We start from the raw sequence: 12,835 nt of genomic DNA, 5'->3' as shown, positions 1-12,835 counted from the left end.
ACTCGGGTGCAGGCGAACGGAGTTCGCTGATCGCCGTGGCGTCGGCCGCCCCCGTGTCCCCGTGCGGCGTCGTACCGGCGGAGGCGGCCGGGCGCAACCGGCGCCGCGCCGGCGCCCCCGCCCGGCCCGCGGGGGTCGTTCCCGGTGGCGGATACTCGCCTGCTCACCACCCCTGGTCAGGTCCGGTGTCCGGCGCCAGACTGGCGCGATGAACGACAACGTTGACGTCCCCGTGGCCGAAAAAAGACCCCTCCCGCCCCGGCCCGTCCTCCCCGACCTCGCCGCCGCGCGCCGGCTCGGGCCGGCGGAGTTCGTCGAGGTGAGCTGGCAACGGCTGCTGCTCAGTTGGCGGGCCATGCGCGACCACCAGTTGGAGAGCCGCCCCGATCGGCCGTACCCGCCGATCGTCCCGCTCCTGGAGGCCGCGTACGCCGAGCCGCGGCTGCGGCAGTTGCACCCCTTCACCAGCCACCACAGCCTGAACCTCAGCAGCTGCACCGAGTTCCCGTACCTCGTGCGGGTGCCGGCCGTGGACCCGCTGCCCGACGGGCGGTTCCGGGTCCGCCTGGCCCGCAGCGCCGGCGTGCTCGGCTGGGCCGACACCGCCGAGGAAGCCGTGGCGCTCGTCGCCGCGCACATCCCGCCCGGGCTCGGCCCGGCGGTGACCCGCGCCGAGGACGTCAGCGGGTGACGGAGGGGGCCGCGGCTCCCGCTCCGGCGCGGACCGCGGCCGCTCACCGTGCCCGCGGCGATCCCCGCGATCCCCGCACGAGACGGTTCTCATCTCGCCCCCGCGTTGCTACGGTGCCCCATCTCTGACGCCCTATCAGATTTCGGAGGCCCCGGCATGCGCGCTCTCGTCGCCGCCGCCATCGGGCTGGCCGCCGCGCTCGCCCTCGTCCTCGCCATCACGGCGGCAGGGGTGCCGGAGGGCAAGACCTCCCCCAAGCCGCTGCTCACCACCGCGCCCCCCGCGCCCGGAAAGTAGAGGAGGCCCGGCCATGCGACGCAGAGCGAGCCTCGTCCTGCTTGCCCTCGCCGTGTTCTGCGCGGCCCTCGCACCGCTGCTGCGCTGGTACGCGTACCCGCGGCTCGCGAAGATCCCGCCGAACCAGTACCAGGAGATGGTGCTGGAGGCGAAGGACGCGACCCTGATCGACTACAACGACGGCATGAAGCCCAAGAAGGTGGACAAGGTCACCATCGTCCAGACCCTCAAGGGCAACGTCGAGGCCTCCGAGGAGATCGAGGCCGACGCCGGCAAGGACGTCGTCGTCTGGGACACGCTCTCCTACATCATCGGCCCGGACGGGAAGATGGTCTCGCAGATCCCCGAGCGCTACATCTTCGACGCCCACACCCAGGACCCGGTCCACGCCACCGGCGAGATGGTCGACGGCGACCCGGTCAAGCGCGAGGGCATCGAGTTCAAGTGGCCCTTCTTCACCGAGCCCCGCGACTACCTCTACTTCGACGCGCAGACCCGCACCTCCTCGCCCATCCACTACGTCGGACCACGCACCTACCGGGGCATGGACGTCCACTACTTCGAGCAGACCGTCCCGTGGACCAAGGTCCCCATGCCGAAGAAGATGCCCATCGAGGGCATCGACCCGGCCACCATCGAGCAGACCACCGGAACCAGCCTCTGGTACACGGTCAAGGCGATGTTCTGGGTCGACCCGGTCACCGGCGCACCCGTCAACGCCGAGCAGGTCATCCAGCAGGAGATGCGCGGCGGCATCGCGGCGGGCGGCCCCGACGGCAAACTGACCGCCTTCGCCGGACACGTCAAGATGCGCCCGGACTACGCCGAGCACACCCTCGACCTCGTCAGGTCGAACCGTACGAAGGTCCTCGCGCTGCACACCTGGGCGCCCGGCGGACTCGCCCTCGGCGCCCTGGGCCTGCTCGCCCTCGCCCTCTGGCTGGAGGCCCGCGGCCGCCGCGAACGGGCACCCGACCCGCACCCCCGGGAGACGGTCAGCGCCTGAGCCGGGCGTTGGTGTGGCGGGTGGGCTCGGCGGTCGCCGGATCCTCCGGCCACGGGTGCTTCGGATAACGGCCGCGCAGCTCGGCCCGCACCGCCCGGTAGCCGCCCCGCCAGAACGAGGCGAGGTCGGCGGTCACCGCCGCGGGCCGCCCGGCCGGCGACAACAGGTGGACGAGTACGGGAACCCCCGCCACCCGGGGCGTCTCGGCCAGCCCGAACAGCTCCTGGAGCTTGACCGCCAGCACGGGCTGCTCGCCGCCGTAGTCGACCCGGATCCGGGAACCGCTCGGCACCTGGAGCCGCTCCGGAGCCAGCTCGTCCAGCCGGCCCGCCTCACCGCCGGCCCACGGCAGCAGCCGGTTCAGGGCCTGCCCGGCGTCGATCCGCCCCAGGTCGGCCCGCCGGCGCGCCCGGGTCAGCTCCGGCTCCAGCCAGTCGTCGGCCCGCGCCAGCAGAGCGGCGTCGTCGGCCACGTCGGGCCAACCGCCGCCCAGCGTGCGGTGCAGGAAACCCAGCCGGGCCCGCAGCGCCCGCGCGTCCTCGGACCAGCGCAGCAGCCCGACCCCCTCCGCGGCCAGCCCGTCCAGCAGGGCGGCCCGTACGAGGGCCGGTCCGGGAGCGCGCAGCGGACGCACCGTGAGCTCGATGGCGCCGAGCCGTTCGACGGAACGGGCGACGACGTCACCGGCCTCCCAGCGCACCTCGTCACCGCCCCCCAGCAGGTGCCCGCAAGCGGTGCGGGCCGTCTCCTCGTCGACGACGGCGGCGAGCCGCACCCGGGCGGACGTGGCGTGCGCGGCCCGGTCGGCGACCGCGATCGCCAGCCACGGCGCGCCGCGCAGCGCCGAGCCGTCCCCGACCTCGGCGCCCGTCCCGGAAGCCATCAGGAAGGCGCCGCCCCCCTTGGCGCGGGCCACCCGTTCGGGGAAGGCCAGAGCGGCCACCAGCCCGGCGGCCCCGTCGTCGGAGACCTCGGCGGCGGCGCCCGCTCCGGTGGTGGCGTCCGGGGTGCCCAGCGCGCGCTCCAGGCGGCGGCACTCCGCGCGCCAGCGCGCCGCGTACCCGTCGCCGCCGCGCCGGGCCGCCCGCCGGGCGGCGGCCAGGTCGTCCCCGTACTCCCGCGGCGGCTCCTCGCTCAGCAGCGCCACCAGCTCCGCCGCCCGACGGGCGCCGAGCGCCGCCGCACCGTCCAGCAGGGCGCGCGCCAGCCGCGGGTGCAGCCCCAACCGGGACATCCGCAGCCCGCGCGCGGTCGGCCGGCCGGCATCGTCCACCGCGCCGACGGCCAGCAACACCTCCCGCGCCGCGGCCATGGCGCCGGCCGGCGGCGGGTCCAGCAACGCCAGCCCGGACGCCTCCGGGTCGCCCCAACAGGCGGCCTGCAGCGCGAACTGCGCCAGGTCCGCGATCCGGATCTCGGGGGAGGGGAAGGCCGGCAGTCGTGCGTCCTCGGCCTGCTCCCAGCACCGGTACACCGCGCCCGGGGCCTCCCGCCCGGCCCGGCCCGCCCGCTGGCGGCCCGAGGCACGGGAGGCCCGTACGGTCGTCAGCGCGCCCAGGCCCCGCGCGTGGTCCACCCGGGGCTCGCGCGCCAGCCCGGAGTCCACGACCACCCGGACGCCCGGCACGGTCAGGCTCGACTCCGCCACCGCCGTCGACAGGATCACCCGACGGTGGTCCGCCGCGGTCAGCGCCGCGTCCTGCACGGCCGCCGGGGCCCGGCCGTGGACCTGGAGCACCTCCGCGTCCACCCCGCCCAGCTGCCCCGCGACCCGGGCGATCTCGCCCACGCCGGGCAGGAAGCACAACACGTCGCCGGAACGTTCCGCCAGCGCCCGCCGCACCACCGACGCCACGTGCGTCAGCTGCGCCGGATCCACCCGCATCCCGTGCGGCGGCCGCACCGGCCGCGCCGGCGGCGCCCACACCGTCTCCACCGGGTGGGCGACGCCGGCGGCCTCCACCACCGGGGCGTCCTCCAGCAGCCGCGCCCAGCCCGCCGCGTCCGTCGTCGCCGACGCCGCGACCAGGCGCAGCTCCGGGCGCAGGGTCGCGCGTACGTCGAGCAGGAACGCGGCGACGGTGTCGGCGTCCAGGTGCCGCTCGTGGCACTCGTCCAGGACCACCACGTCCGTACCGGCCAGCTCCTGGTCGCGTTGCAGGCGCTGGAGCAGCACGCCCGTGGTCACCACCTCCACCACGGTCCCGGGGCCCACGACCCGCTCGCCGCGCACGGTGAAGCCGATCGAGTCGCCCGGCCGCTCGCCCAGCAGCCAGGCCATCCGCCGGGCCGCCGCGCGGGCCGCGATCCGGCGGGGCTCGGCCACCACGACCCGCCGCCGCGGACCGCCGCCCACCAGTCCGGCCAGCACCAGCGGCACCAGCGTGGTCTTGCCGGTGCCGGGCGGGGCGCACAGCACGGCCGTGCCGTGGGCGTCCAGCGCGCGGACGAGGGCGGGCACGGCCTCCCGTACGGGCAGGGCGTCGAGGTCGGCCTGGCGGATCAAGGGATCAGTCCCTCTCGCACACGAAGATCGCGGTTCCCGGGATCAGGTTGCCGCGCAGCGGGGACCAGCCGCCCCATTCCTGGGCGTTCCAGGCGGGCCATTCCGGCTCGACCAGGTCCACGAGCCGGAACCCGCCCGCGACCACGTCCCGGACCCGGTCCCCGATCGTGCGGTGGTGCTCGACGTAGACGGCGTCGCCGTCCTCGTCCTGTTCCACGTACGGGGTCCGGTCGAAGTAGGACGCCGCGACGGACAGCCCTTCGGGGCCGGGCTCGTCGGGGAAGGCCCAGCGGATGGGATGGGTGACGGAGAAGACCCAGCGGCCGCCCGGGCGCAGCACGCGGCGGACCTCGCGCATCACGTTGACCGGGTCGGCGACGAAGGGGACCGCGCCGTAGGCGGAACAGGCCAGGTCGAACGAACCGTCGCGGAAGGGCAGCCTGCCGGCGTCCGCCTCCACCAGGGGGACGTCGTCGCCGATGCGCAGGGCGTGCTGGAGCTGGCGGTGCGAGAGGTCGAGCGCCACCGGGCGGGCGCCCCGGGCGGCCAGCCAGCGGGAGCACTGGGCGGCGCCGGCGCCGATCTCCAGGACGTCCTTGCCCTTGAGGGAGTCCGCCGGACCGAGCAGCGCGGCCTCCGCCTCGTCCAGTCCCTCGGGTCCCCAGACGAAGCGGTCGTCGCCGAGGAAGGCGCCGTGCTCGCTCTGGTACTCGTCGGCGTTGCGGTCCCACCAGCCACGGTTCGCGCGACTGCTCTCCGCGTCCCCGGCGTCACGTCGGGTGGCCTGCGCGTCGTCCTCGGGGTCTTCGGGGGCCGGCTTGGCGTAGGACTCTTGGTTCATGGGGCCCGTCGTCGTAGTCTGCGGATGGCTCGGGAAATCCATGTGGATTGCCCATCGGGGCTGCTGTGCCCACGAATTGTGCCGGTTGTGCGGTGATCTGCCCGGGGTGTGCGCCTTCGCGCATTGACCCTGTCCAGCTGCCCCCGTATGCTACAAGTTGCGCTGCGAGCCTGTGCTCCTCAGACCTAGCAGGCTGCGCTTGCCTCTGTTGATGTCCCCTCGGTTTTCGAGGCCCTGCCGCTCGTGCGGATCTGGGCTTCCTTGGCTGTCCGGCTTCGGCAGATGCCGATAAGGGCTCCCGGCGTAGCAGTACCTACGACTTTCTGTCCGTAACCGGAGCCCTTTCCCACATGACGAGCAGCACCGAGACCACCGCCACCACCCCTCCGCAGGTAGCGGTCAACGACATCGGCGACGCGGACGCGTTCCTCGCGGCGATCGACGAGACGATCAAGTACTTCAACGACGGCGACATCGTCGACGGCGTCATCGTCAAGGTGGACCGGGACGAGGTTCTCCTCGACATCGGTTACAAGACGGAGGGCGTGATCCCGAGCCGCGAGCTCTCGATCAAGCACGACGTCGACCCGAACGAGGTCGTCAAGGTCGGCGACGAGATCGAGGCCCTGGTTCTCCAGAAGGAGGACAAGGAAGGCCGTCTGATCCTGTCCAAGAAGCGCGCTCAGTACGAGCGTGCCTGGGGCACGATCGAGAAGATCAAGGAAGAAGACGGCATCGTCACCGGTACCGTCATCGAGGTCGTCAAGGGTGGTCTCATCCTCGACATCGGCCTCCGTGGCTTCCTGCCGGCCTCTCTCGTCGAGATGCGTCGCGTCCGCGACCTCCAGCCCTACGTGGGCAAGGAGCTCGAGGCGAAGATCATCGAGCTGGACAAGAACCGCAACAACGTGGTCCTGTCCCGCCGCGCCTGGCTCGAGCAGACCCAGTCCGAGGTTCGCCAGACGTTCCTCACCACCCTGCAGAAGGGTCAGGTCCGCTCCGGCGTCGTCTCCTCGATCGTCAACTTCGGTGCCTTCGTGGACCTGGGCGGCGTCGACGGTCTCGTGCACGTCTCCGAGCTTTCCTGGAAGCACATCGACCACCCGTCCGAGGTTGTCGAGGTCGGCCAGGAAGTCACCGTCGAGGTTCTCGACGTCGACATGGACCGCGAGCGCGTCTCCCTGTCGCTGAAGGCGACGCAGGAAGACCCGTGGCAGCAGTTCGCCCGGACGCACCAGATCGGTCAGGTCGTCCCGGGTAAGGTCACCAAGCTGGTTCCGTTCGGTGCGTTCGTCCGCGTGGACGAGGGCATCGAGGGTCTGGTCCACATCTCCGAGCTGGCCGAGCGCCACGTGGAGATCCCGGAGCAGGTCGTCCAGGTCAACGACGAGATCTTCGTCAAGGTCATCGACATCGACCTCGAGCGTCGCCGGATCTCGCTGTCGCTGAAGCAGGCCAACGAGTCCTTCGGTGCCGACCCGGCGTCGGTCGAGTTCGACCCGACCCTGTACGGCATGGCCGCGTCCTACGACGACCAGGGCAACTACATCTACCCCGAGGGCTTCGACCCCGAGACCAACGACTGGCTCGAGGGCTTCGACACCCAGCGCGAGACGTGGGAGCGCCAGTACGCCGAGGCGCAGGTCCGCTTCGAGCAGCACCAGGCTCAGGTCATCAAGAGCCGCGAGGCCGACGAGGCCGCTGCCGCCGAGGGCGCTGCCGCCCCGGCCGCCGGTGGCAACACCGGTGGCGGCGCCAGCCTCTCCGGTGGTTCGTACTCCTCGGAGTCGGACGAGACCTCGGGCGCCCTGGCGTCCGACGAGGCCCTGGCCGCGCTCCGCGAGAAGCTGGCCGGCGGCCAGAGCTGATCGCAGCGCGCATCACACTCCGGTGTGAGCCGAGCTGAGACCGACGGAAAGGCCCGTCCCCTTCGGGGGGCGGGCCTTTCCGCGTTCCCCGGTCGTCGTCCCCGCGCCGCGATCCTGTGAAAGACGTCAACTGGGGAATGCGGACGCCTCCTTGGACGTTCTTGGCAGAGAACGCGCCGAGGGAGGAATGGTGACAGTGCTTGATCCACAGGGTTTGTACGAATGGGACGCCAAGGGCCTGGCGGTGGCCGACCTGGCGCTGGCCCAGGACTCGGCCGGACTGGTCATGCTCTACCACTTCGAGGGGTACATCGACGCCGGCGAGGCCGGTGAGCAGATCGTCGAACGGCTCCTGGAGACCCTGCCCCACCAGGTCGTGGCCCGCTTCGACGCGGACCGCCTCGTGGACTACCGGGCCCGCCGGCCGCTGCTGACGTTCCAGCGCGACCACTGGACGGAGTTCGAGGAACCCCGCCTGGAGGTCCGTCTCGTCCAGGACGCCACCGGCGCGCCCTTCCTGCTGTTCTCCGGCCCGGAGCCGGACGTGGAGTGGGAGCGCTTCGCCGTCGCCGTCCGCCAGATCATCGAGCGGCTCGGGGTCCGGCTCTCGGTCAACTTCCACGGCATCCCGATGGGCGTCCCGCACACCCGCCCCGTCGGCATCACCCCGCACGGCAACCGGACGGACCTCATGCCCGGCCACCGCAGCCCCTTCGACGAGGCCCAGGTACCCGGCAGCGCGGAATCGCTCGTCGAGTTCCGCCTCGGCCAGTCCGGGCACGACGTCCTCGGCGTCGCCGCGCACGTACCGCACTACGTCGCCCGTTCCCCGTACCCCGACGCGGCCCTGACCGCGCTGGAGGCGATCACCGCGGCGACCGGGCTGGTGCTGCCGGCCGTCGCGCACGCCCTGCGGACCGAGGCGCACCGCACGCAGACCGAGATCGACCGGCAGATCCGCGAGGGCGACGAGGAACTCGTCACCCTCGTCCAGGGCCTGGAGCACCAGTACGACGCCGCCGCCGGAGCCGAGACCCGCGGCAACATGATCGCCGAGCCGGCCGAGATCCCCTCGGCCGACGAGATCGGCCGCGACTTCGAGCGGTTCCTGGCGGAACGCGAGGGAGAGCTGTAGCCCGTCGGAGCGGGCCGGTGGCAGGGCGGACCCGGGGGCCGGGGGCCTGGCCGCCGGCTCCCGGCGGGGCCTAGGCTGCCGACCATGCTGAAAGTGGGCCTGACAGGCGGAATCGGTGCCGGCAAGAGCGAGGTCTCGCGGTTGCTGGCGGGGTACGGGGCGGTCGTCGTCGACGCCGACCGGATCGCGCGGGAGGTCGTGGAGCCGGGTACGCCCGGCCTCGCGGCCGTGGTGGAGGCCTTCGGGACGTCCGTACTCACCCCGGACGGAACGTTGGACCGGCCAGCCCTCGGAGCCGTCGTGTTCGGCGACCCGGACAAGCTGCGCACCCTGAACGCGATCGTGCACCCGCTCGTCGGGGCCCGCTCCGCCGAGCTGGAACGCGCGGCGGGGCCCGACGCGATCGTCGTCCACGACGTCCCGCTGCTCGCGGAAAACGGGCTCGCGTCCCTGTACGACCTGGTCGTGGTCGTGGACGCCTCCCCGGAAACCCAGCTGGCCCGGCTGACGTCGCGGCGCGGGATGACCGAGGACGACGCCCGGGCCCGCATGGCGGCCCAGGCGACCCGGGAACAGCGGCTGGCGGTGGCCACCCTCGTCATCGACAACGACGGACCGCTGGACGCGCTGGAGCCCCAGGTACGGACCGTGTGGGACCGGCTCGAGCAGCTGGCCGCCGGGGCCTGAGAAGGGCCGGCGGAGCGGGGTGTTCCGCGCCGGCGTGGAATAGCGCGCGCGGCGGGGCGCGTTGAACGCGCCCGTAGAGGGAAGGAAAGACACCGTGTCCGATACCACGCCCCCGCCCCCGCAGCAGCCCTCCGAGCCGTCCGGGAACTCCGGGCGGTCCGGTTCGAGGTCTTCCGGGTCCGCGAGTCCCGAGACGCACGTCATCGACTTCCGGGCCGCCGAGCAGCTGCTGGCCGCCCGCGACCCGCGCGGCGCGGTCAAGCTCCTCGACTCCGTCATAGCCGCCCACCCCGAGAACACCGCGGCCCGGCTGCTGCGCGCCCGCGCCTTCTTCGCGGCGGCGCAGCTGAGGCCCGCCGAGCTGGAATTCGAGCTGGTGCTGGAGCGGGAGCCGGACAACGCCTTCGCCCACTACGCCCTCGCCCGCACCCACGAACGTTCCGGGCGGCGCGAGCAGGCCCGCCGTCACTTCCGGCTGGCCGCCGCCCTCGATCCGCAGCCCGAGTACCTGGCGGCGGCCCGGTTCGACGACAACCCGTAGGCAGCGGGACGGGGCGTGGCCCGCCGGCGCACGGCAGGACGGCCGGCCTAGTGACGCAGCGCCGCCCCCTTCGACGACGTGGACCTCACCGCCTCTTCGGAGGACCGGCCGGGCCGGCCGCGCGGTCGAGCGCCCCGGCCGCCGGGTGTGCGGCTACCGGGTGTGCGGAGGTTCGTACGGGGGGACGTCACGGCCCGGCTGGTAGTGCGGGCCCTGGCGGATGTGCCGGGTCACGACCACCAGGTCCACGGCCGCCAGCAGGGCGACGACGCCGCAGGCGGCCGCCCAGCCTGGTCGCCCGCCCAGTGAGAAGGCGACCGTCCCCGCCGCGGCCCAGATCAGCCCCCACAGGCTCAGCCAGAACCGCAGCCGCAGCGGGCTTCGGGCGGTCACCGGCTCGTTTCCGGAACGCATGCGCATCGCCTCGTCCCGCATCGCTCGACTCGGCCCCGGACCGCCCGCCCCGCGCGCCCGCCGGCCGAGCGGACCCTCGCTTCCATGGTCCCACTCGGAGGCGGGCGCGGGGCAGGACCGGGGCTACGGGTTGAGCTTCTTGACGGCGGTGGTGGTCGTCTTCTTGAAGGCGGGGACGGGGGCGTCGGCCAGGTATCCCATCTGGCCCCAGTTCACGACGGTCACCGTGGCGCCGTCACGTCCGATGCCGAAGAGGTGCACGCCCGGCTCGGACTCCGGAATGGAGGCGTGGACCCCGTAGACGTGCGCGCCCTCCTCGACGGCGATCTTCCCGTAGTCCTGCCAGGAGGCCGTCCCGCCCGGGGTCGCGCGCAGCCAGTCCGCGGCGCACGCCGCGACCTTGCGCTCCAGGGTCGTCACGAGCTTGGCGGCGGCGGCGTTCGAGGCGGTCCGTACGGAGATCTGCGCGGCGCCGGTGTCGAACTCGGTGCCGAAGGTGCGGTGCCAGCTGCCGGCCGCCGGGAGGACGCCCTCCAGGCAGAACGGCGCGTTCTCCGGCAGCCCCTTGGTGACCTTCCCCGCGAACCAGGGGGAGGAGGAGTGCGGCGGCAGGTCGGTGCCGTTGAGGAAGCCGGGCGCGGTCGCGGCGGCCGTCGCGGTCGTGGAGGTGGTCATGAGCAGGGCGGCGGCGGCCGCGAGGACGGCGGTGGCCAGGGCGGAGCGTCGGAACACGGTGTTCTCCCCGTACGAAGTGCGGTTGAAGGTCGACTGCGTCAACAGCCTTCCCCCGCCCTGGGGTGTCAGGCCAGGGAACGCGCCGGATCCGGGACACTGGAACGGCCGTACACACCGTCACCTGGGGGAACACCCCCTGGGTGGAACGGAGTCACGGGACGGGACGGGGGAGCGCTGTGGGCGGGGCGGAACGACCGGCGAAGGGGCCGACCGAGACGGAGGCGTTCGCGCGGCTGATGCGGGAACTGAAGGAACGCGCGGGACTGAGCTACGGGCTGTTGGCCCGCCGGCTGCACACGAGTACGTCGACCCTGCACCGGTACTGCAACGGGGAGGCGGTGCCGGCGGAGTTCGCGTCGGTGGACCGCTTCGCGCGGGCCTGCGGGGCGACGGGCGCGGAGGCCCTGTCCCTCCACCGGGCCTGGCTCCTGGCGGACGCCCGCCGCCGCTCGGCGGCGGCTGTGGAGCCGCAGGCTCCGGAGCGTGACCGGGTGGTGGAGCCGGTGGAGCCGCAGGCTCCGGGCGTGCCGGTGGAGTCGGGGGAGGCGGCGCGGCCGGTGGCTCCGGGCGGTTCCGAGGCAGTGGCGCACGCGGTGCGGGACCGGGATCATGCGCCGGCGGGGCCGACGACTTCGGGCGTCCCCGGGACGCCGGCGCCCGGCCGGGTCCCGGCGACGGACTCCCCGGCCGAGGCGGCCCCCGGCTCGCCCCCGGCGGCGGGGCCCGTGGTGGCGTCCGGCGGGGTTTCGGAGCCCGCCTCCGGGGTGCTGCCCGGCCCGTTTCGGGACGCGGCGCCCGAGGCGCGGCGCGGCCCGTGCCCGGCGGCACCTCCCGTGGTGGCCGCTACCGGTCGGGCCGTGGGAGCGGAATCCGTGGCGTCCGGTCGCGTCTCGGAGGTGCTGCCCGAGGCGGTTCCGGACCCGCCGGCCCCCACGGTGCCCCGGGCGGCGCCGGTCACCGTACGCCTGGGGGAGGACGCGCTCGAGCCCGCCCCCGCGTCCGGGTCCGCACCCGGGGCCGCGTCCGAGCCCGGGACCACCGGGTCAGTGGCGGCGCCCGCGTCCGGATCCCCGTCGTCGTTCGCTTCGGACGACGCTGCCGGGGCCGAAGCCGTGGCGCGGCGGGGGTGGTACCGGCGGCGGGGTGTGGTGGTGGCTGCCGGGGTGGCGGCCGTTGTGGTGGTGGCCGGGGTGTTGGTCGTCGCGGGGCCGGAGCGGCCCTCGGGGCAGGTGCCGGTGGGGGGTGCGGTCGCCGGGGCGCCGGTGACCTCGACCGCGGGCGCGGGCGGGGCGTCGGCCGGTCCCTCGGCGCCGGGGTCGGTTCCGCCGGTCGGCTCCCCGTCGGCCTCCGGTTCGGCGTCGGCCTCGGCGTCGGCATCCGTGTCCGGTTCGGCGTCGGCCGGCGCCTCCCCGCCCGCGGCTCCGTCGCCGACGGCACCCGTACCGGCCGTGGCGCCGCTCAAGGCAGCCGTACGGTCCCACGTGTGGGCGGCGGGCTGCGAGCACGCCTACCTGTCGGAGCGGGGCCCGACCGAGGTGCCCCCGCCCCCGCTGGAGCCCGACGCGCCCGCCTGGGCGCAGGCGCAGCGGGCCGTGCACGCCGGCAGCCAGACCGTCGAGGTCACCCTGCACGGGCCGGGGGAGGGGGCCGTGGTCCTCCAGGACCTCCAGGTCCGGGTCACCGCGCGGCGCTCCCCGCCCGCCTGGAACGTCTACCAGATGTCCCAGGGCTGCGGCGGCGCCCTCACCCCGGCCGGGTTCGCCGTCAACCTGGACGCGCCGCGGCCGCAGGCGCGACCGGTCGCGGGGAACGACGGCGGGGACCGGATCCCGGCGCCGGTGTTCCCGATGCGGGTGTCCGCGGCTCAACCGGTCGTGCTGCGGGTGGTGGCCGCTGCCACGGGCTGCGACTGCGACTGGTACCTCGAACTCCGCTGGAGCGGCCCCGCCGGAGCCGGCACGCTCCGCCTCGACGACGGCGGGCGGCCTTGGCGGACGAGCGCCACCGCCGGGCGGCCCGAGTACGGCTTCGCGAGCGAGCTGGGCCGCTGGGCGAAGTAGCCCGGGGAAGCCCGGGGGGTGGGGCCGTCGTCGCAGGTCAGCGCCTTTGTCGGT

At 74.2% G+C, this 12,835-nt stretch carries 12 protein-coding genes; 8 read left to right on the top strand and 4 right to left on the bottom strand.

Annotated elements, in window-relative coordinates:
* Positions 1-208: 208 nt before the first annotated feature.
* The 3 genes from ACFY0I_RS24575 (at position 209) to ACFY0I_RS24565 (ending at position 1,994) form a co-directional block, all read left to right on the top strand.
* Positions 209-691, top strand: a complete 483-nt coding sequence (locus ACFY0I_RS24575; RefSeq protein ID WP_388899618.1) for a DUF6193 family natural product biosynthesis protein — start codon at positions 209-211, stop codon at positions 689-691.
* Between the two features lie 156 nt (positions 692-847).
* On the top strand, positions 848-988 hold the full coding sequence (locus tag ACFY0I_RS24570; RefSeq protein ID WP_385152460.1) for an SPW_0924 family protein: 141 nt from the start codon (positions 848-850) through the stop codon (positions 986-988).
* 13 nt (positions 989-1,001) lie between these two features.
* Complete coding sequence (locus tag ACFY0I_RS24565) at positions 1,002-1,994, top strand: DUF3068 domain-containing protein (RefSeq protein WP_388899615.1); 993 nt, start codon at positions 1,002-1,004, stop codon at positions 1,992-1,994.
* Here ACFY0I_RS24565 and hrpB read toward each other — a convergent pair.
* Together hrpB and ACFY0I_RS24555 are read right to left on the bottom strand one after the other, a co-directional pair.
* Positions 1,984-4,500, bottom strand: a complete 2,517-nt coding sequence (gene hrpB / locus ACFY0I_RS24560) for an ATP-dependent helicase HrpB (RefSeq protein WP_388899612.1) — start codon at positions 4,498-4,500, stop codon at positions 1,984-1,986. The genes ACFY0I_RS24565 and hrpB overlap by 11 nt on opposite strands.
* A 4-nt stretch (positions 4,501-4,504) precedes the next feature.
* Complete coding sequence (locus ACFY0I_RS24555) at positions 4,505-5,341, bottom strand: class I SAM-dependent methyltransferase (protein WP_388899609.1); 837 nt, start codon at positions 5,339-5,341, stop codon at positions 4,505-4,507.
* A 350-nt stretch (positions 5,342-5,691) separates the two neighbouring features.
* On the opposite strand from ACFY0I_RS24555, the gene rpsA reads away from it, so the two are divergent.
* From rpsA to ACFY0I_RS24535, 4 genes are all read left to right on the top strand, one after another.
* Positions 5,692-7,209 (top strand): 30S ribosomal protein S1, encoded by a 1,518-nt coding sequence (gene rpsA, locus ACFY0I_RS24550; RefSeq protein WP_281206708.1) that lies wholly within the window; start codon positions 5,692-5,694, stop codon positions 7,207-7,209.
* 196 nt (positions 7,210-7,405) lie between these two features.
* Positions 7,406-8,344: a PAC2 family protein gene (locus tag ACFY0I_RS24545; protein WP_388899605.1), complete on the top strand. Its 939-nt coding sequence runs from the start codon at positions 7,406-7,408 to the stop codon at positions 8,342-8,344.
* 84 nt (positions 8,345-8,428) lie between these two features.
* The gene (coaE, locus tag ACFY0I_RS24540) at positions 8,429-9,031 is read left to right on the top strand and encodes a dephospho-CoA kinase (RefSeq protein ID WP_388899602.1); all 603 of its coding nucleotides are present in this window, start codon (positions 8,429-8,431) and stop codon (positions 9,029-9,031) included.
* A 94-nt stretch (positions 9,032-9,125) separates the two neighbouring features.
* Positions 9,126-9,572 (top strand): tetratricopeptide repeat protein, encoded by a 447-nt coding sequence (locus tag ACFY0I_RS24535; RefSeq protein WP_388899599.1) that lies wholly within the window; start codon positions 9,126-9,128, stop codon positions 9,570-9,572.
* 153 nt (positions 9,573-9,725) lie between these two features.
* On the opposite strand, the gene ACFY0I_RS24530 is transcribed toward ACFY0I_RS24535, so the two are convergent.
* Entirely contained in the window at positions 9,726-9,986 is a 261-nt protein-coding gene (locus tag ACFY0I_RS24530) for a DUF6343 family protein (RefSeq protein WP_388899596.1), read from the bottom strand.
* A gap of 123 nt (positions 9,987-10,109) precedes the next feature.
* Positions 10,110-10,763, bottom strand: coding sequence for a hypothetical protein (locus tag ACFY0I_RS24525; protein ID WP_388899593.1), 654 nt, complete (start codon positions 10,761-10,763; stop codon positions 10,110-10,112).
* A gap of 20 nt (positions 10,764-10,783) precedes the next feature.
* On the opposite strand from ACFY0I_RS24525, the gene ACFY0I_RS24520 reads away from it, so the two are divergent.
* Entirely contained in the window at positions 10,784-12,781 is a 1,998-nt protein-coding gene (locus ACFY0I_RS24520; RefSeq protein ID WP_388899590.1) for a helix-turn-helix domain-containing protein, read from the top strand.
* The last annotated feature ends 54 nt before the right edge of the window (positions 12,782-12,835 follow it).

It is taken from the genome of Streptomyces sp. NPDC001568 (assembly GCF_042893755.1).
In the GTDB taxonomy this organism is placed as follows: Bacteria; Actinomycetota; Actinomycetes; order Streptomycetales; family Streptomycetaceae; genus Streptomyces.
The sequence above is the reverse complement of the archived record's forward strand: the minus strand, read 5'-3'. Positions and strand labels throughout refer to the sequence as shown.

Excerpts from the sequence above, each read along its gene's own strand:
- ACFY0I_RS24530 (WP_388899596.1), bottom strand. The coding sequence starts at position 9,986 with ATGCGTTCCGGAAACGAGCCGGTGACCGCCCGAAGCCCGCTGCGGCTG.
- rpsA (WP_281206708.1), top strand. The coding sequence starts at position 5,692 with ATGACGAGCAGCACCGAGACCACCGCCACCACCCCTCCGCAGGTAGCG.
- ACFY0I_RS24565 (WP_388899615.1), top strand. The coding sequence starts at position 1,002 with ATGCGACGCAGAGCGAGCCTCGTCCTGCTTGCCCTCGCCGTGTTCTGC.
- coaE (WP_388899602.1), top strand. The coding sequence starts at position 8,429 with ATGCTGAAAGTGGGCCTGACAGGCGGAATCGGTGCCGGCAAGAGCGAG.
- ACFY0I_RS24570 (WP_385152460.1), top strand. The coding sequence starts at position 848 with ATGCGCGCTCTCGTCGCCGCCGCCATCGGGCTGGCCGCCGCGCTCGCC.
- ACFY0I_RS24575 (WP_388899618.1), top strand. The coding sequence starts at position 209 with ATGAACGACAACGTTGACGTCCCCGTGGCCGAAAAAAGACCCCTCCCG.
- ACFY0I_RS24555 (WP_388899609.1), bottom strand. The coding sequence starts at position 5,341 with ATGAACCAAGAGTCCTACGCCAAGCCGGCCCCCGAAGACCCCGAGGAC.